Below are 25,531 nucleotides of genomic sequence, written 5' to 3' on the forward strand. Positions count from 1 at the left end.
CGGTTCGTGCCGTCGGGAAGGTCATCGACGGCGAACGTCGTACGCGACAGGCCGGGCGGCGGGCAGGGCGTTCCTGCGTGACCCGCCTGCCGCCGCCGGCCTGCGTCACTGCTGCCGGTCCCACGCGCGCGCCTGCTCGGCGCGCACGAATGCTTCCGACGACTGTGGCAGCAGGTTGCGGAATGCGCCGCCGTCGTTTTCGATCACGTCGACCATCTTCGCGATCATTTCCTCCGGATCGTGCTGCTCGAGCGGGAAGGTCAGCCGCTCGGGCGTTACCGTGTGGACGGCCGGATCGCGCCAGCGTCGCGGCGTTTCCATCATGCGGTCGTTGAAGCCGGTGCTGTACGGGCCCGGGTTCACGACCGCGACACGGATGCCGTGCGGCGCCAGTTCCGCGTGCATCGCCTCGGCGACCGATTCGACCGCGTGCTTCGACGCGCAATAGGCGCCCGTGAACGGCCCCGTGATCAACCCCGCGATCGACGACACGAACACGATCTTGCCGTGCCCGCGCGCGAGCATGCCGCGGGCGATCTGCTGCGTGAGTTCGAGCGGCCCGAACAGGTTGACGTCGAACAGCTCGCGCACGATCTCGACCGGCAGGTCGACCAGCGCGCCGGCTTCGCCGACGCCCGCGTTGTTCACGAGCACGTCGACTTCGAATTCGGCCGCGCGGGCGCGGTCGTAGGCCGACGTCACGTCGAGTTTCACCGCGCGCAGTGCCGTGCCGCGCTGCGCGGCGGCGTCCGTCAGCGCGTCGATTTCGGCGGTCGTGCGGACGCCGGCCGTGACCGCGTGACCGTGTTGTGCGAGCCGCAGCGCGACTTCGCGACCGAAGCCGCTGCCCGCGCCGGTGATGAGGATGCGTTTCTGAGCCATGTGCTTACCTCGAGGTGGGAAAGGTTGCGTGAAAGCGATCGCGGCAATGTCGCGCGATCGCGTCGTCCTGCTCGACGCTGCCGCCCGATATGCCGATCGCGCCGACGCAGCGCCCGTCGCCGTCGACGAGCGGCTCGCCGCCGCCGAACGTGACGAGCCCGCCGTGGCTGTGCTCGATCCCGCGCAGCGGGCCGTCGCCGGACATCGCGCCGAGCGCGGCGGTCGATGCGCGGAAGCGGATCGCCGTCAGCGCCTTGCGTTGCGCGAGGTCGATCGCACCGAGAAAGCAATCGTCGGTGCGGATGAATGCAAGCAGGTTCGCGCCGGCGTCGACGATCGCGATCGACACACCGGCGACCTGCAGCGACGCGGCCTGCGCGAGCGCGGCTTCGATCGTCTGCTGGACAGCTGCGAGCGGCAGTGCGGGGCTGTGATGCGGATTCATTCGATGCTCCGGTGGAAGACGACAGGGCCAGTGTAGGTAGTTCCGGTATATGGGAGAATCAGCATTCCGCTCGAAGGAGTTTCAAGTTTTTTTAATGATGAGCAGACGCGATCCGATGGCCGGGCTGCACGTGTTCATGACGGTCGCGACGGCCGGCAACTTCACGCGCGCGGCCGCCGCGCTGGGACTGACGCCCGCCGCCGTCAGTCTTGCGATCGGCCAGCTCGAGGGCGAGCTGAACGTGAAGCTGTTCAACCGCAGCACGCGCGGCGTGAGCCTGACCGAAGCCGGCCAGCATTACCGGCAGCAGACGGAGCCCGCGTACCGGCAGGTCATGCAGGCGCGCGACGTGCTGAAGGAGGTGCGCAGCGAGCCGGGCGGGCTGTTGCGCGTCACGGCGCTGCCGCTCGCGCGTTCGCTCGTGATCGCGCCCATACTGGCCGCGTTCCGCGCGCGCTATCCGAAGGTCCGGCTCGAAATCCGCTACGAGAACGAGCTGGTCGATATCGCGAAGGAGGGTTTCGACGCGGGGATTCGTCTTGCCGACCGGCTGCAGCCCGGCATGATCGGCGTGCGGATCGCGCCCGCGCTGACCTGCGCGCTGGTCGCCTCGCCCGGCTATCTGGCGCGGCACGGCACGCCCGCGTCGATCGCCGAGCTAGAGCGCCATGCGTGCGTCCGGTTCCGGTTCTCCGAGAGCGGGCGCCTGCACAAATGGCTGCTGCACGACGGGCGCCGCGACGTCGATCTCGACCCGGAAGGTGTGCTCGTGACGAATGACGCGGATGCGGTGATCGATGCCGCGCGCGAGGGTGTCGGCATCGCTTTCGCGTTCATGCGCGAGCGCATCGACGCGGACCTGCGCGACGGCACGCTCATCGAGGTGCTGCCGGGCGCGTGCCGGACGCTGCCGCCGATGTGGCTCTATTACGTGAATCGCAAGCACGTGCCGGCGAAGCTGCGCGCATTCATCGACATACTGCGGGAGCGGGCCGGCGCCGACTGGCACGATGACGGCGCGACAAAGGGCCCGTAAGGCGGGCACGGCAATCCGTCCCCATTCCCCGAATCCCGCGCCGGTCGCGGGTTTGCTCTCGCGGGCTCGGTCGGGCCGGGAGAATTTCTCCCAAAAGCGTCGCAAGTCATTCATTCGATGAAAAATTCCCGGCGGTTCCCGGTATGATGCGCACCTTGCGCATGAATTTGACGCGTCGTTGATGCGACCGCCGCGCCCGAACCGCTCAGTACGGGATCGAAAGATTCTGTAATATAAAATCCGTATACTCGTAATTTCTGATTCAGGCGCCGCCTGGCTTCGTCCCAGGCCGACCGCCCACGCAGAACAACCAGATTCGTCGCCGCGAGGCCACCCTGCGCCGCGACAAGCTACGCACCACCACTGAACACTCTATGTCTTCCCGCCACCCTGGCCAGCCCGGCCGTGCCGCGGCAGCGATCGCCCGTGTCGCGACGCTGATCCGCAATGAGCGCGTGCTGTCGCCGCTGCTCGCGCTCGGCATCGGCCTGCTGCTGATCGTGGTGTTCCAGCACCTGTCCGAATCCGTCGACTACCGGTCGGTGATCCGCCAACTGCGCCACCTGTCCGCGGGCGAGTGGGGCGCGTCGCTGGCCGCGACGGCCCTCAGCTATCTCGCGCTCGTCGCCCGCGATGCGGTCGGCCTGCGCTACGTCGCCGCGAAAGTGCCGCGCGCCGCGCTGTGGATCGGCGCGATCGCCGGCTCCGCGCTCGGCAATGCGACCGGCTTTGGCGCGCTGACGGGCGGCGCCGTGCGCGCGCGCGTATACGGTGCGTCGGGCGTCACGCCCGCGCAGATCGGCCGGATGACCGTATTCACCAGCGGCACGCTCGCGCTCGCGCTGGTGCTGATGACGGCGCTCGGCATGGTCTGCGTGCCGCAGACGCTCGCCGCGATGCTGCATGTCGCGCCGGCCGTGCTGACGTGGAGCGGCGCGGCGCTACTCGTCGTGCTGGCCGTGATGACGGCGATGTGCGGCAGCACCGCGCGCCCGGTCGTCACGCGTTTCAAATGGCTCTCGTTCGACGTGCCGGCGCGGCGCGACCTCGTCGCGCAGGTCGTCTATGCGGTGCTCGACGTCGTGGCCGCGGGCCTGACGCTGTGGGTGCTGTTGCCGTCCGCTCCAGTCGGCTTGCCGACCTTCATCACCGTGTACGCGGCCGCGCTGCTGCTGGGGATGATCGGCCATACGCCGGGCGGGATCGGCGTGTTCGAGGCCGCGATGGTCTTCACGCTGGGCCGCGAAGTGCCGGCGCACGCGATGGTCGCCGCGCTGATCGCCTATCGCGCGATCTACTTCGGTGTGCCGCTCGTGCTGTCGGCCGGCCTGCTGGCCGGGTTCGAGGGCCGCGCGCTGCGCCGCCGGCTCGTGACGCGGCAGGCCGCGCGCGTGTCGCAGCTGGCGCCGCTGTTCCTGAGCCTCGTGACCTTCGCGGTCGGCGGGATGCTGGTGATCTCGAGCGCGACGCCCGCGTTCTGGCACCGGATCGCGATCCTGCGCAACATCGTGCCGCTGTGGGTGCTCGAAGGCTCGCAGGTGATCTGCAGCGTGCTGGGCGTCGCGTTGCTGTTCGTCGCGCGCGGGCTGCTGCGCCGGCTCGACGGCGCATGGTGGATGACTTTCGCGCTGACGCTCGCGAGCCTCGCGCTGTCGCTGGCCAAGGGCCTCGCGTTCGTCGAGGCCGGCGTGCTCGGCACGCTGCTGGTGCTGCTGCTCGTCAGCCGCCGCCGCTTCAACCGGCATTCGTCGCTGCTCGCCGAGCGCTTCACGGTGAGCTGGTTCGTGTCGGTGACGATGGTGCTCGTGCTCGCCGTGTGGGTGCTGTGCTTCGCGTTCCGCGACGTGCCTTACACGCGCGATCTGTGGTCGCATTTCGCGTTCGACGAGCGCGCGCCGCGGGCGCTGCGCGCGACGCTGGCGGCCGGCGTGTTCGTCGCGATGTTCGCGCTGTGGCAACTGCTGCGGCCGGCGCCCGGGCGTTTCGTGAAGCCCGCCGAGCAGGACCTGATCGACGCGGAGCAGATCATCCGCGCGCAGGAGTGCAGCGATGCGGGCCTCGCGCTGATGGGCGACAAGTCGTTCCTGTTCTCCGAATCGCGCCGCGCCTTCCTGATGTATGCGAAGAACGGCCGCACGTGGGCCGCGCTGCACGATCCGGTCGGCCCGCGCGAGGAATGGCCGGCGCTGATCGGCAAGTTCATCGCGCTGGCGCATGCGCACAGCGGCCGCGCGGCGTTCTACCAGGTGCGCGCGAACGCGCTGCCGCTGTATCTCGACGCAGGGCTCACGCTGATGAAGCTCGGCGAGGAAGCGCATATCGCGCTCGACCGCTTCGACCTGAAGGGTTCGAACCGGTCGCACCTGCGCTATGCGCTGCGTCGCGGCGACAAGGACGCGCTGACGGTCGAGGTGATCGCGCCGCGCGACGTGCCGGCCGCGCTGCCGTCGCTGCGCGACATCTCCGACGGCTGGCTCGACAGCCGCGACGCGCGCGAGAAGAGCTTCTCGGTGGCCGCGTTCCACGACGGCTATCTCGCGACGCAGTCGGTGATGCTGGTGCGCCAGGCCGACAAGCCGATCGCGTTCGTCACGTTCATGACGACCGACCTCAACACCGAGGCGACGGTCGGCGTGATGCGTCATCTGCCGGACGCGTCGCCGTATGCGATGGAGTATCTGTTTACGCAGCTCGCGCTGCATCTGAAGGAGGCGGGCTTCCGCAAGCTGAGCCTGGGCATCGCGCCGTTCTCGGGGATGGGGGCGGCGAAGATGCCGTCGCCGTGGCACCGGTTCGGGCTGATGGTCTGGCGCTTCGGCGGCCGCTTCTACAACTTCCGCGGCTTGCGTGCATTCAAGAGCAAGTTCGAGCCGCACTGGGAGCCGCGCTATCTCGCGGCCTCGGGCTCGGTCGGCGTGTTCGTCACGCTCGCGGATCTGTCCCTGCTGGCTGGAGGTCGGCGTTCATGATGTTGAAGAAGGGTATCGCGCGGGCGGCTGTCGCCTGCGCGGGAATGATGCTGGCCGGCGCGGCGTTCGCGGCGCAGGCCGCGGCGCAACCGGAAACCGTGTCGGGCGGCCGCTACGGCCCCGTGACCGTGACGAAGCCGGGCGGCCCGCTGCGCGGCTTCGTCGTGCTGTTCTCGCGCGGGCGGGGCTGGGGCGCCGCCGACCAGCAGGCGGCCGACGCCCTCGCGAAAGCGGGCGCGATGACGGTCGGGGTGGATTCGGAGCGTTATGCGGCGAACCTCGCCGCGAAGCAGGAAACCTGTCACCACCTCGACGGCGACGCCGAAGCGGTCAGCCACCAGCTCGAACGCCTCGCGCAATCGGCGCGTTACTACACGCCGATCGTCGCGGGCGTGGGCCAGGGCGGCGTGATCGCGAAGCAGATCCTGTCGATGGCGCCGGAAAACACGATCGCCGGTGTCGCGTCGGTCGCGCCGGCGGCGAAGCTCGATGCGCGCTTCAAGCCGTGCCCGCCCGATCCGACGATCGTGCGCCGCGCGATGCCGGGTTTCGTCGAAACGGCCGCGGCCGGCGACACCGCGACGCTCGTGTCGCTCGTCACGTCGCACCTGCACGACACCAGCAGCACCGACGAGCTCGACGTGTCGGACCTGCCGCTCGTCGAGCTGCCGGCCAAGGGCGGCAGCGACCGCCTCGCGATCGTGATCTCGGGCGACGGCGGCTGGCGCGATCTCGACAAGACGATCGCCGAGGCGCTGCAGCGCGACGGCGTGGCGGTGGTCGGCATCGACAGCCTGCGCTACTTCTGGAGCGAGAAGCCGCCTGCACAGGTGAGCCGCGACCTGGCGCGCGTGATGCGCACCTACATGGCGCGCTGGCATGCGAACCGCGTGGCGCTGGTCGGCTACTCATTCGGCGCGGACGTGATGCCGTTCGCGTACAACCGGCTGCCGGCCGACCTGCGTGACAAGGTGGCGGTGATGTCGCTGCTCGGCTTCGCGCCGGCGGCGGATTTCCAGATCCGCGTGACGGGCTGGCTCGGGATGCCGGCGAGCGACAAGGCGATGAAGGTCGCGCCGGAAATCGCGAAGGTGCCGCCGCAGCTCGTGCAATGCTTCTACGGCGCGGAAGAGAAGGACACGATGTGTCCGGCGCTCGCGAATAGCGGTGCCGACGTGATCAAGACGGGCGGCGACCACCACTTCGGCCACGACTACATCGCGCTCGAGAAGAAGATCCTCGGCGCGTTCGGCAAGCCGGTGGCGGCGCGCTGAACGCCGGCGCCCGCGGTGCGGCGGGCGCGGCGCTTGTGGTTCATCGGACGGGCGGCCTGCGGGCCGCCCGTTTTCATTTCCCGGCTTGCGTCTCGACTTGCGGCGCCGCTTCCTGCCGCGGCGCCGCCGTTCTCGCGTCGCGCTGATAGAAGCCGGGAAACCGGTCGAGCTGCCGGCGCGCGGCGGCCAGATCGGCATCGGCGCCGAGCACCGCGCTCGAAAACCCGGTGCGCTCCATCAACAGCAACTGATCGACCAGCACGTCGCCGGTCGCGCGCAGGTCGCCGGCGAAGCCGAAGCGCTTGCGCAGCAGATACGCCTGGCTGTATGCGCGCCCGTCGGTGAAGGACGGGAAGTGCAGGTCGATGCGCGCGGCCTGCGCGATGCGTGCGGCGAGCGGCCGCAGCTCCTCGTCGTTGCCGATCGTCAGGGTCGTGCGGGGCGCGGTGTCCGGCGCGTTCGTATCGTCGGCGTGTTCGGCCGGCGTCAGCAGCCGGATGCGTGCGTTCGGGCTTTGGTCGGTCGGGATCATGCGTGCTCCGCCTGGTGACGTGCGTCGTTGGCCGCGGCCTTGAAGGGCTCGGCGCCGATGCGGCGCACCGTGTCGATGAATCGTTCGCTGCGGCCGTCGGCGTCGAGCCGCGCGTCGAGATAGACGTTGACGAGCGCGTCAACGACATCGACGATCTCGTCCGCCGAGAACGACGGGCCGATCACCTTGCCCGGCCGCGCGGGGCCGCTCGCGCTCGAGCCGTCCGACCCGCCGAGCGTCACCTGGTACCACTCGGCGCCGTCCTTGTCGACGCCGAGGATGCCGATGTGCCCGCTGTGATGATGGCCGCAGGAGTTGATGCAGCCGCTGATGTGCAGGTCGATGTCGCCGACGTCGTGCAGCATGTCGAGATCCTGGAACCGCTCGGCGATCGCATCGGCGATCGGGATCGAGCGCGCGTTCGCGAGCGCGCAGAAATCGCCGCCCGGGCACGCGATCATGTCGGTCAGGAGTCCGACGTTTGCGCTGGCAAGGCCGATCGCGCGCGCTTGCTCCCACAGCAGGAACAGGTCGTCGACGTGCACCCACGGCAGCACCACGTTCTGAGTATGCGTGACGCGTGCCTCGCCGGCCGAGAAGCGCTCGGCGAGTTGGGCGAGCGCGTCGAGCTGCTCGGGCGACGCGTCGCCGGGCGCCTGCAGGCGGCGCTTGAACGACAGCGTGACGATGCGCAGCGCTGGGTCGCGATGTGCTGCGACATTGCGCGCGAGCCACCGCGCGAAGGCCGGATGGCGGCTGGCGTGCGCGGCCATGCGCGCTTCGGCATCCTGCAGGTCGACCGTGCGGGGCGCGAGGCGCGGCGGCACGAACGATGCCGCGATGCGGTCGAACTCGGCCTGCGGGATCGTGTGCGGGCCGCCGTCATGCTCGACGATCTGGCGGAATTCTTCCTCGACGTCGTCGATATAGCGCTGCCCCTCGCTCTTCACGAGGATCTTGATGCGCGCCTTGTACTTGTTGTCGCGCCGCCCGTAGCGGTTGTACACGCGGACGATCGCCTCGATGTAGTTCATCACCTGCTGCCACGGCAGGAACGCGCGCAGCAGCGTCGCGATCAGCGGCGTGCGGCCCATGCCGCCGCCGGCGCTCACGCGAAAGCCGAGTTCGCCCGCGTCGTTGCGCACGAGTTTCAGCCCGACGTCGTGCCAGTCGGTCGCCGCACGGTCCTCGGCCGCGCCGGTGATCGCGATCTTGAACTTGCGCGGCAGGAACGCGAATTCCGGATGCAGTGTCGTCCACTGGCGCATCACCTCGGCGAACGGGCGCGGATCGGCAATCTCGTCCGGCGCGACGCCCGCGCGCTCGTCGCACGAAATGTTGCGGATGCAATTGCCGCTCGTCTGGATCCCGTGCATGTCGACGGTCGCGAGCAGGTCCATCACGTCGGCTGCCTGCGCGAGCGGAATCCAGTTGAACTGCACGTTGGTGCGGGTCGTGAAGTGCGCGTTGCGGGTCGGCAGGCGCAGCGTGCCGAGCAGCGCCTGCGCGTCGCAGGCGGCGCGGTAGGTGGCGTCGTCGGGCACGTCGTAGTCGCGTGCGATCCGGGCGAGCACGCGCAGCTGCGCGCTCGACAGCTCGCCGTACGGCACGGCCACGCGCAGCATCGGCGCATGGCGCTGCACGTACCAGCCGTTCTGCAGGCGCAACGGCCGGAACGCATCCTCGCTCAGCGTGCCGTGCTGCCAGCGTTCGAGCTGGTCGCGGAACTGGGCGGCGCGGCTGCGCACGAGCGCCCGGTCGAAATCGGTATATCGGTACATGACGTGATACGCGAGAGGAGCGGCGGCGCAAGGGCGCGCGCTGCTCGGGAGGGGATGTTGCGACGGGTGTCGGGCAACAGGGACAGCGTAGGGAACGCGGGGCGGCGGGACAAGCAGCAGATCGGAACGGAATCGGCGCAGCAGATCGGAGAGGAAACGGCTTAACAGATCGGAACGGAAAGGGCGCAGCAGATCGGCGGGACGCGCCGGTGTGTGCCGGGGCATGCGTTGCGCATGCCCCGCCGTCGGGTTCAGGCTTGCGCCGGTGCGTCGACGATCAACGCCGGATCGAGCGCGCGGATGCGCTGGTCGATGAAGTAGCCGCCGCCTTCCTGATAGCGCAGATAAAGCCGGCCGCACGATACGCAGCGGCTGACGTTGCAGCGGTTGTACGGAAAGTGGCGCGGTGCGATCGGCGCGTCGTCCGACGCATAGCGCGTGCCGGCCGGATGATATTCGTCGAAGCTCGGCTCGGCCTCGCCGGGCAGCGCAAGCGTGGCCACTTCGGTCAGTTGCGTGTCCTGCAGCGACAGCGGCAGGGTCGTCCAGCCGGCGAGCGAGGTTCTCGTGCACGTGCACGGCTGCGTAACGTGCGCCGCTTCGGCCGCCAGTTTCAGCAACGCGTCGTGATCGAGGTAGGGCAGTTGGCTCATGGGCAATCGTGAAGGAGCGGCGGGACCAGCAATGTAACCCGCGCGCGGCTTCGCTGCATGGACATGATGCGGGCGGCGCGCAGCGTGCGCACGAGGCGCGATCAGCCCGACTTGCGTACCGCCGGCCCGGCGACCAGCTCGCCGAGCACGCGGATCGCGCGCTCGATGTCGCGGCTCCACGGATGGCCGAAGTTCACGCGCACGCAGCGCTCGAAGCCGTGCGCGGCCGAGAACAGCGGCCCCGGTGCGAAGCTGATGCCGCGCGCGATCGCCTGGCGGTGCAGTTCCATCGCGTCGATCGCGTCGGGAAACGACAGCCACAGGAAATAACCGCCGTCCGGCCGCACCCACTCGACGCCGGGCGGCAGCCAGCGCCGCAGCGCGTTGTCCATGCGCGCGAGCTGCGCCTGCAGGGTGCCGCGCAGCTTGCGCAGGTGACGGTCGTAGCCGCCGTGCTCCAGATAGTTCGCGATGCCGGCCTGCGCGGGAATGCTCGCCGACAGCGTGGTCATCAGCTTGAGCCGCTGCACCTTCTCCGCGAACCGGCCGGCGGCGGCCCAGCCGATCCGGTAGCCGGGCGCGAGCGTCTTCGAGAACGAACTGCAATGCATCACGAGGCCGTGCCGGTCGAATGCGCGCGCGGGCAGCGGGTAGTCGGGGCCGAAATGCAGCTCGCCGTATACGTCGTCCTCGATCAGCGGCACCTTGCGTGCGGCCAGCAGCTCGACGAGCGCGCGCTTCTTGTCGAGCGACAGCGTGACGCCGGTCGGATTCTGGAAATTGGTCATGAACCAGCACGCGCGGATGTCGTGCCGGTCCAGCGCGTTCGCGAGCGCATCGAGATCGAGGCCCGTGCGTGGATCGACGGGAATCTCGACCGCGCGCAGGTCGAGCCGCTCGATCGCCTGCAGCGCCGCATAGAAGCCGGGAGACTCGACCGCGACGACGTCGCCGGGCCGCGTGACGGCCATCAGGCACAGGTTCAGCGCTTCGAGCGCGCCGTTGGTGACGACGATCTCGTCGACGGGCTGCGCGACACCGGTTGCCAGATAGCGTCGCGCGATCTGCTGGCGCAGCGCCTCGCTGCCCGGCGGCAGGTCGACGACCGTGCTCCACGGGCTGACGAGCCGCGTCGCCTGCGCGAGCGATTTCGCGAGGCGCGGCAGCGGAAACAGCTGCGGCGCGGGAAATGCGGAGCCGAGCGGCACGATGCCGGGCTGCGTCGCGGCGTCGAGCACCGAGAACACGAGGTCGCTGATGTCGACCTTGCGCGTGGCGCCGGCACGGCTCGCGCGGCGTTTCGCGGACGGGTTCGCCGCCGGGCCCGCGCCCGGCGCGACGTAATAGCCGGAACGCTCGCGTGCGCGGATCAGCCCCCACTGTTCGAGCAGGTAGTACGCGCGAAACACCGTCGACTGGCTCACGCCATGCTGCGCGATGATCTGCCGCAGCGACGGCAGGCGCGTGCCGACCGCGAGGTTGCCGTTGCGGATTTCGTCGGCGATCGTCTGGGCGAGGGTTTCGTAGCGTTTCATCGGCTCGGGCGGAGCATGCTTGGTGCCGCTCGCGCGGGGCCGATGCGGCGCCGCGCCGGCGGGCGCGCGTCATTGTCCGACGAGCGGCCCGAAAAGGAAAGCGCGACGGCCGCGGCCGGTCGCGCTGTCGTGGCGATGCCGATGCGTGCGCATCCGTCGCGCGTGATCGCGGCGTTAACGCCTGCGTGGCGTGGATGCGCATGCGACGGCGCGACGCACATGCAGGCGGAGGTGACGACACGACGCGACGGATGACGCGCGTCGCCGAATGCATCGAATGCACTGAACGCTCCGAACGCATACGCAGTACATGCCGCGTGGCGCCGTGGCTGCAAGCGGAGTTGGCACACGTCGCGTCTTGCCTTTCACCTGATGATTCTCCGTTCGCGTGGCCGGGATCGAGCGCGTGCAGCGACGTGCGATCGAACGCGTACACGGATGACGCGCTCCGAATAGGCGGATGCAGTGCGCGTGCGGCTTGTTCCAATTGCGCGGCGATATTTTTTGTGGTCTTGTTGCACGATCAAGCATCGACTCGAAAAAAGGACAGTCGAATGCATACGGGGAATTCGGACGAGGACCGATTGATCAGGGGAATCGGCGCGCGCCGTGCGCGCCGCGCCGCGTGCCGGTGGCTTGTCGTCCTGACGCTGGGCTGGCAGGGCCTGCCTGCCTGCGCCGCTTCCCCCGAGACCGTCGGCGACAACGTACTGCGTGTCCTTGCGTGGCCCGGCTACGCGGACAACGATGTCGTCAATGCATTTGAGACGCACTTTCATGTGCACGTCGAAGTAACCTTCGTCGATTCCGACGAAGCGTTGTGGACACGGATGCACAGCGCGTCGCCGCCGCCGTACGACGTGCTTGCGGCCAACACGGCCGAGATCCAGCGCTATGCGAGCGACGGCCTGCTCACGCCGATCGACCTGTCGCAGATCCCCAACCGCCGGCGGCAACTGCCGAATTTCCAGCAGCTCGCGACGATCGGCGGACTCGTGCGCAACGGCTCGACCTATGCGATTCCGTTCACATATTCGTCGATGGGACTGATCTACGATCGCAAGCAGGTGCCGGTCGCGCCGCGCTCGATGCTGGAACTCTGGAATCCGCGTTACCGCGGCAAGGTGCTCGACTTCAACAGCGCGCCGCATAATTTTTCGTTCACCGCGCTCGCGCTCGGCTATCCCGACCCGTTTCACCTGTCGCCCGCGCAAACGCTTGCCGTCGCGCACAAGCTGGTCGAACTGCGGCGCAACCTGCTCACGTATTACACGCTTCCGGACGAGGCGACCACGCTGTTCGTCCAGCATCGCGCGGCGCTGATGTTCGGCAACTATGGCACGCAGCAGGTCGAACAGCTGCGTCGCGCCGGTGCGGATGTCGGCTACGTGATTCCGGACGAAGGCGCGCTCGCGTGGCTCGACTGCTGGGGCGTCACGCGCGGCGCGGAGCATCGCGAACTGGCGTTCGCGTGGATCAACTACATGCTCGAACCGGCGATCGGCGTGCTGCTGACCGAACGCCAGGGGCTCGCGAATACGCTCCAACCGCCACCCGGTCTCGAGGCCGGCCACCAGCACCTCGTCTGGATCCAGCCGGTCGAGGACATCGCGCGGCGTGAGTCGCTATGGAGCCGCATCGTGTCGGGCGACCGGCCGGAGCGGTTCGAAAAATGATCAGGCTCGGGCTCACGTGGAAGCTGTCGATGCTGTTCGCGTGCATCGGCGTGATCGCGTCCGGCACGACCGGCTACTACACCTACCGCGCGAACCGGACGATGCTCGTGCAGGAAGCGCAGCACAGCCTGCTGATGTCGACGCACTTGCTCGGACAGCGCTTCACGACCGCGCTGTCCGACGTGGCCGACGATGTGCTCGTGCTCGCGCAATTGCCGGCGTCCGCGTCCGTCGCGAGCGGGGAAGGCGCCGATCGCGCGCCGCGCACGCGGCTCGAACAGGTGTATTACAGCTTCATGAAGAACCACCCCGAGTACCTGCAGATCCGGCTGATCGCGCGCGGGGATTTCGGGCTCGAGCGGATCCGCGTCGATCGCGACGCGCATGGCATCGTCGTGTTGCCGGACAGTGCATTCCAGGAAAAAGGGCAGTTTCCTTACGTATTCGATACGCTTGCGACGGCGCCCGGTCATATCTACCTGTCGCCGATCGCGATCAACCACGAGACCGGCTCGCATGCGGCCGAAGGGCTGCCGATCCTGCGCGTGGGCACGCCGGTGGTCGACGAAGGCGGCCGGGTCGTCGGCGCGCTGGTCGTCGACGTCGAGCTGACGCGCATGTTCGACCGGCTCGAACGCGATCTGCCGCCAGACTACGTGGTGTATCTCGCGAACAAATGGGGCGATTTCCTCGTGCACCCCGATCCGTCGCAGATCTTCGGCTTCGATCGCGGGCACCGCGTGCTGATGCAGGACAGCTTCCCCGACACGCGGCTGCTGTTCGTCGGGGCGCGCACGAACGTGGCGCTCAACGGTCTCACGCAGCCCGACGCCGCACCGGGCCAGATGTTCGCGTTCGTGCGCACGCCGTTCGGCAACAACGAGGGCAACCGCTTCGTGGTGCTCGGCATGGCGCGTCCGCTCACGGACGTGCTGGCGCCGGCCGGGATGCTCGGCGAGCGGATCATCCGGATGGTGCTCTTGATGAGCGTGGCGGCGGTGATTCTCGCGATCCTGTTTGCGAGCGCGATCACGCGGCCGTTGCAGATGCTCGCGCGCGCGGCGACCCACGTGTTCGACGATCCGGCCGCCGAACGGTTGCCGGTCGCGCGGGCCGACGAGATCGGCGTGCTGGCGCGCTGTTTCGACAGCATGCGCGTCGAGATCCGCACGCAGGTCGCGATGCTGCGCGCGAAGCAGCTTGAGCTCGCGCATCTCGCCGGTCACGACCCGCTGACCGGCTTGCCGAACCGCCTGTTGTTCATGGAGCATCTCGATGCCGCGATCCGGCATGCGGCCGCGGTGCGCGAGGGGCTGGCGGTGATGTTCGTCGATCTCGATCGCTTCAAGCAGATCAACGACCAGCACGGGCACGCGGCCGGCGATCGCACGCTCGTCGCGGTTGCGAAACGGCTGAGCCTCGCGCTGCGCAGCGGCGACATGGCCGCGCGGCTCGGCGGCGATGAATTCATCGTGCTGATTTCGGACGTGCGATCGCCCGCGGTGATCGGCGATATCGCGTCGCGTATCCAGATCGTGATGGCCGAGGAACTGGAATTCGGCGACCGGCACCTGGCCGTGGGCGCGAGCATCGGCGTGAGCGAATATCCGGCGGATGGCGCGTCGGCCGAGGAACTGCTGGTCAAGGCCGACGCGGCGATGTACGCGGCGAAGGCGTCCGCGCAGTGCGCGTGCGTGCGTTACCAGGAACTGCTCGGCGGCGGTATCGCCACGGACGACGGCGGCCGCGTGGCGGCGGAGGGCAGCCGCTGACGGCAGGCCGGCCCGGCGCGCGGCAAAAACGCGGCGAGCCCGTCACGGGACGGGCTCGCTGGATCCGGGCGGACCGCGCGCGATGCACGCGGCGGCCGACTTAGTGGCCGAAGTAGACCGAGTCGCGCGCGTTGCGCACCTTGACCGCCGGTGCGCCGCCCTGGATGACCGGGGCCGGCTGCGCGCCGTAGCCGCTGTTGTCGGCAGCGTGTGCGCGCGCTTGCGCGGCCTGGATGTCGGCCGGGTAGTACGGGCTCGACTGGCTCGGCTTGTAGCCGGCGTTTTCGAGCTGGACGAGTTCGTTGCGCACCTGCGCGCGGGTCACGGTGCTTTGGGCGAAGGCGCCGAACGAAGCGGACAGGGCGACAGCGGCGACGACTGCGGGAACGAGCGATTTCATGATGACCTCCGATGTTCTATTGGGTTCGCCGGCGACACCATGTCGTAAGCGATTGATTACATCGTAGGCGTCGCTGGATTCAGGGTAAACGTGGATTCCAGCGAAAGATCATTGTCGGTGAGGCAACAATTCCAACGTAAGTTCGATCCGTCCCCGTTCCGCGTTGCGGGAATTGCAAATTGACGGCGGACGGGCGGCGAGACATCGCGCACGGGCGAACGCCCGGTGGCGGGGCATCGGCAGGTGGGGCGGCTGGCGGGGGGGCGTTGGCGGATCAGACGCCGTCGGCGTCGTCGATTTTCTTGCGCTCGCGGCGTTCCTCGTTGCCGCGGCGCGCCCGCAGGCGCTGGCGCGACAGGACCGCGATCACCTGCTGGGTGGGCGCGCCGGACGGCAGCTCGTTGCGGATGCGATCGGGCACCATCGGCAGGCCCGCGCGCTGCCGGCGCAGTGCCTTCGCGATTGCCCGGCGGCATTCGTCCCCGTGGCAATCCCATTCATCGCGGATTCTCTGGCAATAACGGCATTGTTCCATCGGGACAGTCTAACGCGTCTTGGCGATCGGAGCTGAAGGCGCAACGGACGGGGCTTGGACGGGCGCGGGCGCCGGTGCAATCCTGCGCGTGTCCGGCGACGGCGTTCGACATGATTCGAGGCTGAATCTTGCCCGAGCGCGGCGCGGGGCATCGGGCGAGGTCACGCGATGGCGCGCCATCGAAGCGCATGACACCGGCTCAATCAAATTCATGATGCGTCGCTCTATCATGTGAAAAATACATGCACCCAACAAGGAGGCGAGATGACGCTTGCGCAGTTGCAGGCCCTGGCTGCCGTGGTCGAACTCGGCTCGCTGACGGCCGCGGCCGATCGGCTCAGCCGCAGTCAATCCGCGATCAGCCACGCGTTGACCGAACTGGAGGACATCACCGAGGTCAAGCTGCTGTTGCGCGACCGCCAGCCGGTCGTCCTGAGCGCTGCCGGCGAACGCCTGTGGCCGTACGTACAGAACGTCGTCCGGGAAGCGCAGACGCTGCGCCAGCAGTTCGGCCTGGCGCGCGGCAAGCTCGAGGGTCGGCTGGTGGTGGCGTCGCTGCCGAGCGTCTCGCTCGCGTTCGTCGTACCCGCGCTCGAAGCGTTGAAGGCGGCGCATGAGGGCGTGACGGCCGTGCTGCTCGAAGGCACGGACGCGGAAGTCGAAGGGTGGCTCGACGACGGCACCGCCGACATCGGCGTGGTCGCCGGCACGAAGACCTTCGCGAACAACCTGCCGTTGCTCGACGAGGATTTCGTCGCGGTGGCGGCGGACGGCATGTTCGACGGCCGCGAGAGCGTGTCGGCGAAACGGTTGGCGACGATGCCGTTCATTTTTTCGAAGGCGGGGTGCGGGCCGGTCATCGCGGATTACTTCGCGCGCAACGGTGCATCGCTTCGCGCCGCGTTCAACGTGGTCGAGATGCGGACCATTCTGTCGATGGCGGAGGCGGGAATGGGCGTGTCGATCGTCCCGCGCATCACGCTCACCTATACCCGGTTCGGCGGCCGGGTGCTGGCGTTGTCGCCCAGGCTGCATCGTTCCGTGCGACTGGCGTGGAACGCGAGCGGCAACGCGGTCGCCGACGCATTCGTGAAACTGGTCGACGCGCAACGCGCGAAGGCGGGAAAGGCGGTGCAGGCACGCGCGAAAAAGGGCAAGTAGCGGGCCGGCGGAACGACGCGATGACGGGGTGAAGCGCGCTCATGCGTGACTTGCAGTTTATTCATGCCGACAGACACCGACATGCAATACATTGCTGGACACTCGCCCCGACTTCATCGCCCCGAAGGAGACTGCCGTGCCGGCCTTGCCCACCCTGATTGCTTTCGGACTCGTATCGCTCGGCATGGCCCTGACGCCCGGCCCGAACATGCTTTACCTGATCTCCCGCTCGATCTGCCAGGGCCGCCGTGCGGGGCTGGTGTCGCTCGGCGGCGTCGCGCTGGGGTTCGTGTTCTACATGTTCTGCGCGGCATTCGGCATTACCGCGCTGGTGCTGACCGTGCCGTACGCGTATGACGCGCTGCGTTTGTCCGGCGCGCTGTACCTGGCGTATCTCGCGTGGCAGGCGCTCAAGCCGGGCGGCCGCTCCGCGTTCCAGGTGCGGCAACTGCCGCACGACAGCGGCGTGCGGCTCTTCACGATGGGCTTCGTCACCAACCTCGCGAACCCGAAGATCGCGGTGATGTACCTGTCGCTGCTGCCGCAGTTCATTGCGCCCGGGCACGGCAGCGTGCTCGCGCAATCGCTGGCACTGGGCTGCGTGCAGATCGCGGTCAGTGTCTGCGTGAATGCGCTGATCGCGAGCATGGCCGGCTCGATCGCGGGGTTTCTCGCCGGTCGGCCCGTCTGGGCGCGGGTGCAGCGCGGGTTGATGGGGACCGTGCTGGCCGGACTGGCCGTGCGTATCGCGCTGGAATCGCGAAGCTAGGGGCACGGTGGCGGCAACGCGGCTTGCTGTGGAAACCGGCGTGCCGATGCGCAGCATGCAAGGTGCGGCGGTCGAATAGACGCAGCCGCTCCGCATGGCGCAGCCGTCACGTATTCGCCGTATCCATCAGCGCGTCGCGCGCGCCGTCCCGCACGCGCCAGCCCCGGCCGCCCGCCGCGCGATCATGCGTTGCGGGCGGCCGTCGCATCAGCGCTCGCGGCGCTTCTTGCTCAGCTCGATCGTCTCGAACAGCTCGTACTGTGCGCTCGGGTGCTGATCCGCGCCCGGCGCATGGTAGTAGCGCATCGTGATCGTCGTGTGGCCGCCCGGCTTGCCCGGATCGTGGTCGAACACCGCGATCCCGTAGCCCGTGCCCGTATCGCGGCGCGCGGACCAGATCGCATCCTCCAGCGCATCGGCCGGCTTGCGCACGAACGTGTTCGGCGCGGCGCCCGGCACCGGCCGGTTCGGCTTCGTGAAGACCTTGGCCTGCGCGAAGCCGGTCGCCGGGTTCTCGCCGTACACGTCGAGCGGCGCACTGGTGCCGCCGCCGCCGAGGATCAGGTGGATCGTGCCGTGGCTCGTGTCGAAGGTCGTGCGCTCGGGATCGGTCGACCCGACCGGACGCGGCTGCAGCGTCTCGACGACTTCGCCGGTCGATGCATCGACGCCCGCGCGGTGATTGCAGCCGCGCACCGGGTAGCTGCGCTCGTAATCGTGATCGTGACCGCACAGCACGAGGTCGACACCGTAACGGTCGAACAGCGGCAGCCACGCCTCGCGGATGCCCTTGTCCGAGCCGTTGCCCGTCTTCGACGAGCTCAGCGCGTCCTGGTGCATCTGCACGACGATCCAGTCGATGTCGTCATCGTGCGACGCTTGACGCAGCGTGTGCTCGAGCCAGCGCGTCTGCACGCCGTCGCTGTAGCCGCGCACGTAGAACGACGTGCCCGGTTCGATCGGCGCGTGGCCGGTGCTCGCGGCCGGCACCAGCGGGGCCGGGCCGCCGACGAACGCGGCCGCATCCTGGTACACGACGTCGTCGGCGTCGAGCGAGATGAACAGCACCGAACTCACGCGGAAGCTGTACCAGCGGCCCGGAAAGCGCGTGCCGTTCTCCGGCAGCGTGTAGCGCGCGAGGTACGAGTCGAGCCCCTGCGGGCCGTTGTTGAATTCGATCTCGTGATTGCCCGGGCACGGCATCCACGGGCGGTTCGCGGCCGACGTCTGGTTGTTGTTGCCGAAGTCGCGCCACACCTCCGGCTGATGCGCGGGGTTCAGGTTCGCGTAGCAGAGGTCGCCGTTCAGCAGGTGGAACAGCGGCTGGAACTGCTCGACGGCCTGCACCGCGAAGCGGCTTTGCGGCGACGACAGCACCCATGCGCCGTTCGGCGTCGCGAGGTCGCCGTAGCTCGTGAAGCGGAATGGTGCGCGCCCGCGCGGCGCGGTCGTGAAGGTCGCGGCAAACGGCTGCGCGGCGTTGCTGTCGTTGTCGGCCGTCAGTTCGTAGCGGTAGCGCGTGTTCGGCTTCAGGCCGTGCACGCGTGCGTGGTACGTGAACACCGTTTCACCGTTCAGGCCGTCGGTGTAAAGGCGCTGCACGCCGTGCACGGTGCGTGCCGGTTCGCCGTCGGCGACGATCCGCGCCCGCGGATTGACGGCCGGCGCGAGCGATGCCCACGAGATCGCGACTTCCGACGCCGGGTCGCTGCCCCATGTCAGGTGCACCTGTTCGGGGGTGCCGTCCGGGTTCGACCCGGCGGCACGGGCGGCCGCGAGCCCGCCTGCGGCGGTGGCGAGGCCGGAGACGCCGGCCAGTTTCAGGAAGCCGCGACGCGATACGGAAGCGGCCGGCTCGTTCGACTCGGCGGGGAAGTTGTCCTGGTTCGACATGATCGTATTTTCGTTGAGTGACACGCGAAATGCGGAACCGCCCGGCCGTGCGCGAGCGCGTCCGGGGCGTGGGCCGGAAACGAGCGGGATCCCGGTGACACGCATTGTCGAAGCGCAGTTTTGCCGGGTTGTGACAGACGGTCGTCCACGCCCGGGCCCGATGTGTCGCCGGGTGAGCGCGGCGTCGCCGGCGCGGCGGAAATTTATTTGCGCGCGTCGCGACGGATTTTTCCGCATGCGTCGTTTAACGAACGAACGGCCACTTCCGGCCATCACGTTCGCTACACGACGCTTCGGAGTCTTGCATGAAACTTTCCATTTCATTACGGGTTGCAGCGGGATGCGTGGCCGCGCTGGCGACCTCCGCCACATTCGCGCAGGCCGTCATCGTCGCGCCGGTCGCGCCGCCGCCGCCGCGCGTCGAAGTGATGCCGGCGCCACGCGCGGGCTACGTGTGGGATCAGGGCCACTGGCACTGGCGGCAGGGCCGCTACGTGTGGATCCCCGGGCATTGGCAAGCGGTGCGCGTCGGCTATCGCTGGTTGCCCGGACACTGGGCCGCGCGCGGCCCGAACTGGCGCTGGGTGCCGGGTCACTGGGCGTGACGCGCAGGGTGCCGCGCGGCGTGCAGCGCCGGTGCGGCGGGACTTCCACACAACCTCATCCGTTAAGCCATGCCTTTTCGAACCATCGTGATCCTGACAGCCGTGGCCGTCGTGCTGGCCGGCTGCGTCGTGGTGCCGGCGCGTCCGGTGTATTACCGGCCGGCGCCGGTCGTCGTATATTGATCGCGCCGGCCGGCTCGCGATCGACAGGATCGATATGCCGTTCGAACCGGATGTCGACGAAACCGGCCGGGCGGATGCCGGACACGGCGCGCGACGCGCCGTGGACGCGCCGGCATGGCGCCGTGCGGCGCCGGCCCGACGCATGCAAGGAGAGCACGACGATGAGCTTCAGCCGGACGGCGGGCACGCTCGCCGGCAGCATGCGGCGGGCGCGCCGCGCATGGCGGAGCAGCCCGCGTTGAGCGACGCCGATCCGGACGCGGAACTCGTCGCGCGGGTCGGCGCGCGCGACACGTCGGCCGTGCGCGTGCTCGTCGCACGCAAGCTGCCGCGCCTGCTTGCGCTCGCGACGCGCATGCTCGGCGACCGGACCGAAGCCGAAGACGTTGCGCAGGAAACCTTCCTGCGGATCTGGCATCACGCGCCGCGCTGGCGGGACGGCGAAGCGCGCTTCGACACGTGGCTGCATCGCGTGGTGCTGAACCTGTGCTACGACCGGTTGCGCGGGCGGCGCGAGGAGCCGGTCGACACGCTGCCCGACGTGCCCGACCCGCAACCCGAGCCGGCCGCGCACGCGGAGTTGCGCGCGCGCGATGCGCGCGTGCGCGAGGCGCTCGCCGCGTTGCCGCCCAGGCAGCGGGAAGCGCTCGTGCTCCAGTACTATCAGGAGATGTCGAACGTTGAAGCGGCCAACCTGATGGGCATCACCGTCGATGCGCTGGAAAGCCTGCTCGCGCGCGCGAGGCGCAACCTGCGCGCGCAACTGGCCGGCGACCCACCTAGCGAGGACAAGCGATGACACCCGAAAGATTCCGTACCATCGTCGCCGCGTACGGCTCGGATGCGCGGCGCTGGCCGCGCGACGAACGCGCGGCGGCCGAAGCGTGGGCGCAAGCGCATCCGCGCGACGCGCTCGCGGCGCTCGACGATGCCGCCGCGCTCGATGCCTGGCTCATGCAGGATACGGTCGAGCCGCCCGCGCCGGCGCTCGTCGAACGCATCGTCGCGTCGGCGCCCGCGCCGCAACGTGCGCGGCGCCGGGGCACGGTGTGGTGGTCGGGCGCGGCATTTGCCGGTGTCGGGCTGGCGGGCGCGGTGGCGGGCGCGGTGGCCGTGTCGATGCTGATGCTCGGCAGTGCGCCGTTCGCGCAACACGAACCGGGCTACCTGACGACGACGTTCGGCGGCCCGGGCATCGACGGAGGCGACGAATGAGCGAACGCGGCTGGAAATTCGTGCTCGTCGGGTCGGTCGTGTTGAACGTGTTCATGCTCGGCGCGATCGGCGGCGGCGCGTATCAATGGTTTTCGACGCATCGTGGCCTGGATGGGGGCGGAATGCCCGGACAGCGCACGGCATTGCGGTTCGCCGCGGACGAATTGTCCGACGTGCGTCAGCAAGCGTTTGCGGCGGCGCTGAAGGCGGCGCGCAACGAAGGTCGGGATTTCGCGCGGGAAGGGCGTGACGGGCGGATCACGGTGCTGGATCTGCTGGCGGCGCCGCAGCTCGATCGTGCGGCGATCGACGCGGCGCTCGATCGGACGCGGGCGGCCGATAGTGCGTTGCGGGGGCAGGTCGAGCGCAGCATCGTCGATTTCGCGGCGACGCTGACGCCGGACGAGCGCGTGAAATTCGTCGACGGGTTGCGACGCAGCGGGAACTGGCGGCTGCCGGCGAGGTTTCAGAGGAAGCACGACGCGGTGGGGAGCCAGTAACTGGCGTGGCGTGACGACGCGTCACGCTCGCGAATCGGTTGGCGGCGATCTCGAGTGCCGCGACGGAGGCGAATCATGGATCGAAGCGAAGACTTGATCGTGCGCACCATGTCGGCCGACGAGGTGGCCATGTCGGTCGAATGGGCGGCAGCCGAAGGGTGGAACCCCGGCCTGCATGATCCGCCGTGTTTCAGGGAAGCGGACCCGGCCGGTTTTTTCGTCGGCGTGTGGCGTGGCGAGCCGGTCGCGTGCCTTGCTGCCGTCGCGTATGACGAACGCTTCGGCTTCATCGGTCTGTACATCGTGAAACCCGGGTTTCGCGGCAAAGGCTTCGGCATGCGAATCTGGCAGCACGGCATGCGTTACCTGGGAAACCGCAATGTCGGTCTCGACGGTGTCGTGGCACAACAGGCGAACTACCGGAAGTCCGGGTTCCGGCTCGCGTATCGCAACATCCGCTATCAGGGCCGTGTGGACGGCATCGGATGCGCGCACGCGGCCGCGGCGGCCGAGGTCCCGTTCGAGCAGTTGCTGGCGTACGATCGCCAGTGTTTTCCTGCGCCGCGCGCGCGTTTCGTCTCCGCGTGGCTCGCGCAGCCGGATGCTGTTGCGCTCGCAACGGTCGACGCGGGTCGCATCACCGGATACGGCGTCGTGCGCCGCTGCAAGGCGGGCTGCAAGATCGGCCCGCTGTTCGCCGATGACGCCGGCGTCGCCACGGGGCTGTTTCGCGCGCTGGCGGCGCGCATGCCCGGCGAGGTTATCGTGCTCGACGTGCCGGAAACGAATCCCGCGGCCGTCGCGCTGGCGGAACGGCACGGCATGTCGAGCGTCTTCGAAACCGCGCGGATGTATACGAAGGAAGCGCCCGCGATCGCGATCGACCGCGTGTTCGGGGTGACGTCGTTCGAGCTGGGGTGATCGCCGCGCGCATGGCGGGCCCGGAAAGGACGCCGGATTGCCCATGCGTTCGCCGATGTGAATCCATCTCCCGGCTACTTCTCGAACCAGTATTCGAGTTCGGTATGGTTCTGGTTGAAAGCCTTGGCATCGGAGACAGTTTCCGCGCGCACGATGCCGTGGATGCCACGGAATCTGCCTGTACCGCCGGTGATGTCCAGTTCCGTGAGGTTCTTCAGCCGGTTGCTGTCGGGCAGCTTGTGGTTGAGGAAATAGCCGCGCGCGAAAATCCTGTCGCCGTTCTCCATTCTGTATTCCACATAGCTGCGACCGAGCCCGTTCAGGTCGGTCAGATCGCTTGTGGCGCGGATGACGGCTTCCTTCAGAACGATGCCTTCGATGGTCTGGTCCTTGCCACCGTAGCTGCGCACCAGTTCATATAGCCGCAACTGGTGCCCGGGGACATCGCCAACCTCGAGGACGTGTTGCTGCGTGTACTTGTTTCCGCCCGCCGGTGCGTCGAATGCGGCGACATGCTTCTCTTGAGCAACAGCGATCGTCGAAGCGGACAGCACGCAGCACAGCACTGCAGACATTCCGGGTTGCATGGTCTTCTCCCAGCGGGAAATCGTTGCACTCTGGCGAGACCGCGCAGCGAAATGCAGCGCAACGGGATCCGGCCACGCACGCAATTCATGACACTCATCAACGGGCTCGAATTGTCATCGCCAGGCGACAGCACATACCCGGTCTCGTACTTCTCCATACAAGCCCAGCGCGAATCGTCCTGCCGACGTATCGCGCAGCCGCATGACCTCATCGCGCATCGCGGCGGGCGCGTCATCGAGCGAAGGGTAAGCCGCACGATACTCCGCGGGAAAAAGCATCGGCGCGGCAAGCGCTGCAAAAGCCAGATCCGCCGCCGTGAAGCGCAAGCCGTCATGAACCAGCAACGGCACGGTGCTGCCGCCGTTGCATTTCGTCGCCAGTCAATGCAGCAGCGGGACATGCGGTGTTTCTTCCCGGTACGGCAGCGCAAGCCGGTCAAGCGCACACCGCGCCCTTTCGCTGTAGTGGCTGTGCGGCATCGGGATCAGCGCGGCAAGACGAACGCTGTCGCGGGTCATCGAAAGAGCGCTCACGCGTCATTGCATTGCGCGCGCAACGGATCCCGCGCGCCTTTGGAATTGTGGCAACGGTGCGACCTGCGTTCAATGCTCCTTTTGCCTACCGGCCGGCGGCTCGAACGATCTGACGATTAGGCAGCGCAAGCGAATGCTCTCCGTCAGCTGAAAGCTTCGTGCAAGACGCGGCACGCTTCGGCATCCGCGAGCCGAACCGAAAATACTTCGCCGATTCCGCGACGGATTTCCCGCCACCCTCCGTTAAACACGGGTACGCATCGCGAGAGCCCCCGTCATGGACCACCCGAACGACATCTCACCGGCCGCCATCGCGCTGAACCGCTTCGGTCTCGGCGCGCGGGCCGACGACGCGCCGCCTGCCGATCCGAAGGGCGCGCTGGTCGCCCAGCTCGACCGCTACGACCCGAGGCCGGCCGCATGGGCCGGCGAGCCGGACGCGGTCACGCTCGCCACGCGCTTCGCGACGACCCGCAACACGATGACGAGCGACGACGCGGCGGCCAGGCGCGCGAGTGCGCAGTCGATCCGTCGCGACGGCCATGACGCCTATCGCAGCGCCGTCACTGCGCGGTTGAACAGCGCGCTCGCCACGTCCACGCCGTTCGTCGAGCGGCTCGTGCATTTCTGGTCGAACCATTTCGCGGTGTCGGTCGACAAGGGGCCGGTTGCCGCGTATGCGGGCGCATTCGAGCGCGATGCGATCCGCCCGCACGTGCTCGGCCGCTTCGAGGACATGCTCGTCGCCGTCGAGCAGCATCCCGCGATGCAGCTGTTCCTCGACCAGGCGCGCTCGGTCGGCCCCGACAGCCCGGCCGCGCTGCGCGCCGAAGCCCGCCAGCCGGCGGCACGGCGCGGCCTCAACGAGAACCTCGCGCGCGAAATCATGGAGCTGCACACGCTCGGGGTACGCACCGGTTACACGCAAACGGACGTGACGGAATTCGCGCGTGCGCTGACCGGCTGGAGCATCGCCGGCGGACGCGGGCCGCAGCCCGGCGATGTGGCGCCCGGCGCGTTCGTGTTCCGCCCGAAACTGCACGAACCGGGCGCGCGCACGGTGATGAGCCGCACCTACGATCAGCCGGGCGACGCGCAAGCGCGCGCGATCCTGGGCGATCTGGCGCGTTCGCCGGCGACGGGCCGGCATGTCGCGTTCCAGCTCGCCCGACATTTCGTCGCCGACGATCCGCCGCCCGCGCTCACCGACCGGCTCGCCCGTGCATTCGATACGAGCGGCGGCGATTTGCCGACCGTCTATCGCGCGCTGGTCGATGCGCCAGACGCATGGTCGCCGGTCAATCGCAAGTTCAAGACGCCGTGGGAGTGGGCCGTGTCGTCGCTGCGCGGGCTCGGCTGGCGCGATACCGGCGACCTGAAGGCCGCGCCGCTGCTCGCGCAGCTCGGCCAGCCGGTATGGCGGCCCGGGTCGCCGGCCGGCTACGACGACGTCGCCGCGAGCTGGGCCGCGCCCGACGCGCTGGTGCGCCGCGTCGAGATCGCGCAGCGGTTTGCCGCACGCACGGGCGACCGGCTCGACCCGCGCACGCTCGGCAAGACGCTGCTGGCCGGCTCGCTGAGCGCACCGACGGCGACGGCACTCTCGCGTGCCGAGAGCGCGACCACGTCGCTTGCACTTCTGCTCGTGTCGCCCGATTTTCAACGGAGATGAA

Annotated in this window: 24 protein-coding genes; 14 read left to right on the plus strand and 10 right to left on the minus strand. The window is 68.6% G+C overall.

Annotation, left to right across the window (positions count from 1 at the left end; genetic code table 11):
* Window positions 1-105 precede the first annotated feature (105 nt).
* Both U4Z64_RS01250 and U4Z64_RS01255 read right to left on the minus strand, forming a co-directional pair.
* A complete protein-coding gene (locus tag U4Z64_RS01250) occupies window positions 106-882 on the minus strand; it encodes an SDR family oxidoreductase (RefSeq protein ID WP_124484644.1) in 777 nt (258 codons plus the stop codon).
* A 4-nt stretch (window positions 883-886) separates the two neighbouring features.
* Entirely contained in the window at window positions 887-1,327 is a 441-nt protein-coding gene (locus U4Z64_RS01255; RefSeq protein ID WP_321819002.1) for a heme-binding protein, read from the minus strand.
* Window positions 1,328-1,424: 97 nt separating this feature from the next.
* On the opposite strand from U4Z64_RS01255, the gene U4Z64_RS01260 reads away from it, so the two are divergent.
* The 3 genes from U4Z64_RS01260 (at window position 1,425) to U4Z64_RS01270 (ending at window position 6,606) form a co-directional block, all read left to right on the plus strand.
* Window positions 1,425-2,363: a LysR family transcriptional regulator gene (locus tag U4Z64_RS01260; RefSeq protein WP_321819119.1), complete on the plus strand. Its 939-nt coding sequence runs from the start codon at window positions 1,425-1,427 to the stop codon at window positions 2,361-2,363.
* Between the two features lie 374 nt (window positions 2,364-2,737).
* Window positions 2,738-5,332 carry a bifunctional lysylphosphatidylglycerol flippase/synthetase MprF gene (gene mprF, locus U4Z64_RS01265; RefSeq protein WP_321819003.1) on the plus strand — a complete coding sequence of 865 codons (2,595 nt, stop codon included), beginning with the start codon at window positions 2,738-2,740 and terminating at the stop codon, window positions 5,330-5,332.
* On the plus strand, window positions 5,329-6,606 hold the full coding sequence (locus U4Z64_RS01270) for a virulence factor family protein (RefSeq protein ID WP_321819004.1): 1,278 nt from the start codon (window positions 5,329-5,331) through the stop codon (window positions 6,604-6,606). The genes mprF and U4Z64_RS01270 overlap by 4 nt, the downstream gene beginning before the upstream one ends.
* A 73-nt stretch (window positions 6,607-6,679) precedes the next feature.
* On the opposite strand, the gene U4Z64_RS01275 is transcribed toward U4Z64_RS01270, so the two are convergent.
* The 4 genes from U4Z64_RS01275 to U4Z64_RS01290 all read right to left on the minus strand — a co-directional run bounded on the left by U4Z64_RS01275 (window position 6,680) and on the right by U4Z64_RS01290 (window position 11,107).
* The gene (locus tag U4Z64_RS01275; protein WP_321819005.1) at window positions 6,680-7,138 is read right to left on the minus strand and encodes a DUF934 domain-containing protein; all 459 of its coding nucleotides are present in this window, start codon (window positions 7,136-7,138) and stop codon (window positions 6,680-6,682) included.
* Window positions 7,135-8,919 carry a nitrite/sulfite reductase gene (locus U4Z64_RS01280; RefSeq protein ID WP_321819006.1) on the minus strand — a complete coding sequence of 595 codons (1,785 nt, stop codon included), beginning with the start codon at window positions 8,917-8,919 and terminating at the stop codon, window positions 7,135-7,137. The genes U4Z64_RS01275 and U4Z64_RS01280 overlap by 4 nt, the downstream gene beginning before the upstream one ends.
* 251 nt (window positions 8,920-9,170) lie before the next feature.
* Window positions 9,171-9,572 carry a hypothetical protein gene (locus tag U4Z64_RS01285; protein WP_321819007.1) on the minus strand — a complete coding sequence of 134 codons (402 nt, stop codon included), beginning with the start codon at window positions 9,570-9,572 and terminating at the stop codon, window positions 9,171-9,173.
* A 101-nt stretch (window positions 9,573-9,673) separates the two neighbouring features.
* Window positions 9,674-11,107, minus strand: a complete 1,434-nt coding sequence (locus U4Z64_RS01290) for a PLP-dependent aminotransferase family protein (RefSeq protein ID WP_321819008.1) — start codon at window positions 11,105-11,107, stop codon at window positions 9,674-9,676.
* 554 nt (window positions 11,108-11,661) lie between these two features.
* Here U4Z64_RS01290 and U4Z64_RS01295 point away from each other — a divergent pair.
* Both U4Z64_RS01295 and U4Z64_RS01300 read left to right on the plus strand, forming a co-directional pair.
* A complete protein-coding gene (locus U4Z64_RS01295) occupies window positions 11,662-12,783 on the plus strand; it encodes an extracellular solute-binding protein (RefSeq protein ID WP_124484652.1) in 1,122 nt (373 codons plus the stop codon).
* Window positions 12,780-14,555 (plus strand): diguanylate cyclase domain-containing protein, encoded by a 1,776-nt coding sequence (locus U4Z64_RS01300; RefSeq protein ID WP_321819009.1) that lies wholly within the window; start codon window positions 12,780-12,782, stop codon window positions 14,553-14,555. The genes U4Z64_RS01295 and U4Z64_RS01300 overlap by 4 nt, the downstream gene beginning before the upstream one ends.
* Before the next feature lie 100 nt (window positions 14,556-14,655).
* On the opposite strand, the gene U4Z64_RS01305 is transcribed toward U4Z64_RS01300, so the two are convergent.
* Both U4Z64_RS01305 and U4Z64_RS01310 read right to left on the minus strand, forming a co-directional pair.
* Window positions 14,656-14,955, minus strand: a complete 300-nt coding sequence (locus U4Z64_RS01305) for a DUF4148 domain-containing protein (protein WP_321819010.1) — start codon at window positions 14,953-14,955, stop codon at window positions 14,656-14,658.
* Between the two features lie 274 nt (window positions 14,956-15,229).
* Window positions 15,230-15,490: a hypothetical protein gene (locus tag U4Z64_RS01310; RefSeq protein WP_321819011.1), complete on the minus strand. Its 261-nt coding sequence runs from the start codon at window positions 15,488-15,490 to the stop codon at window positions 15,230-15,232.
* A 264-nt stretch (window positions 15,491-15,754) separates the two neighbouring features.
* Here U4Z64_RS01310 and U4Z64_RS01315 point away from each other — a divergent pair, with 264 nt between their 5' ends.
* Window positions 15,755-16,651 carry a LysR family transcriptional regulator gene (locus U4Z64_RS01315; RefSeq protein ID WP_321819012.1) on the plus strand — a complete coding sequence of 299 codons (897 nt, stop codon included), beginning with the start codon at window positions 15,755-15,757 and terminating at the stop codon, window positions 16,649-16,651.
* Window positions 16,652-16,787: 136 nt separating this feature from the next.
* Window positions 16,788-17,420 carry a LysE family translocator gene (locus U4Z64_RS01320; protein ID WP_321795859.1) on the plus strand — a complete coding sequence of 211 codons (633 nt, stop codon included), beginning with the start codon at window positions 16,788-16,790 and terminating at the stop codon, window positions 17,418-17,420.
* Between the two features lie 207 nt (window positions 17,421-17,627).
* On the opposite strand, the gene U4Z64_RS01325 is transcribed toward U4Z64_RS01320, so the two are convergent.
* Complete coding sequence (locus tag U4Z64_RS01325; RefSeq protein ID WP_321819013.1) at window positions 17,628-19,313, minus strand: metallophosphoesterase family protein; 1,686 nt, start codon at window positions 19,311-19,313, stop codon at window positions 17,628-17,630.
* A gap of 305 nt (window positions 19,314-19,618) precedes the next feature.
* Between U4Z64_RS01325 and U4Z64_RS01330 the strand changes: the two genes are divergently transcribed.
* The 5 genes from U4Z64_RS01330 (at window position 19,619) to U4Z64_RS01350 (ending at window position 22,737) form a co-directional block, all read left to right on the plus strand.
* A complete protein-coding gene (locus tag U4Z64_RS01330) occupies window positions 19,619-19,918 on the plus strand; it encodes a YXWGXW repeat-containing protein (RefSeq protein ID WP_321795856.1) in 300 nt (99 codons plus the stop codon).
* Window positions 19,919-20,135: 217 nt separating this feature from the next.
* Window positions 20,136-20,900 carry an RNA polymerase sigma factor gene (locus U4Z64_RS01335; RefSeq protein ID WP_321819014.1) on the plus strand — a complete coding sequence of 255 codons (765 nt, stop codon included), beginning with the start codon at window positions 20,136-20,138 and terminating at the stop codon, window positions 20,898-20,900.
* Window positions 20,897-21,316 carry a hypothetical protein gene (locus U4Z64_RS01340; protein WP_321819015.1) on the plus strand — a complete coding sequence of 140 codons (420 nt, stop codon included), beginning with the start codon at window positions 20,897-20,899 and terminating at the stop codon, window positions 21,314-21,316. The genes U4Z64_RS01335 and U4Z64_RS01340 overlap by 4 nt, the downstream gene beginning before the upstream one ends.
* Window positions 21,313-21,816, plus strand: a complete 504-nt coding sequence (locus U4Z64_RS01345) for a periplasmic heavy metal sensor (RefSeq protein ID WP_321819016.1) — start codon at window positions 21,313-21,315, stop codon at window positions 21,814-21,816. Before U4Z64_RS01340 ends, U4Z64_RS01345 begins: the two co-directional genes overlap by 4 nt.
* A gap of 75 nt (window positions 21,817-21,891) precedes the next feature.
* Window positions 21,892-22,737, plus strand: coding sequence for a GNAT family N-acetyltransferase (locus tag U4Z64_RS01350; RefSeq protein ID WP_321819017.1), 846 nt, complete (start codon window positions 21,892-21,894; stop codon window positions 22,735-22,737).
* A 74-nt stretch (window positions 22,738-22,811) separates the two neighbouring features.
* Here U4Z64_RS01350 and U4Z64_RS01355 read toward each other — a convergent pair whose 3' ends face one another.
* Window positions 22,812-23,324 carry a hypothetical protein gene (locus tag U4Z64_RS01355; protein WP_321819018.1) on the minus strand — a complete coding sequence of 171 codons (513 nt, stop codon included), beginning with the start codon at window positions 23,322-23,324 and terminating at the stop codon, window positions 22,812-22,814.
* An 87-nt stretch (window positions 23,325-23,411) separates the two neighbouring features.
* On the opposite strand from U4Z64_RS01355, the gene U4Z64_RS01360 reads away from it, so the two are divergent.
* Window positions 23,412-23,978, plus strand: a complete 567-nt coding sequence (locus U4Z64_RS01360; protein WP_321819019.1) for a hypothetical protein — start codon at window positions 23,412-23,414, stop codon at window positions 23,976-23,978.
* A 157-nt stretch (window positions 23,979-24,135) separates the two neighbouring features.
* Complete coding sequence (locus U4Z64_RS01365; RefSeq protein WP_321819020.1) at window positions 24,136-25,530, plus strand: DUF1800 domain-containing protein; 1,395 nt, start codon at window positions 24,136-24,138, stop codon at window positions 25,528-25,530.
* Window position 25,531 lies beyond the last annotated feature (1 nt).

This window comes from Burkholderia sp. BCC1996 (assembly GCF_905339955.1).
In the GTDB taxonomy this organism is placed as follows: Bacteria; Pseudomonadota; Gammaproteobacteria; order Burkholderiales; family Burkholderiaceae; genus Burkholderia.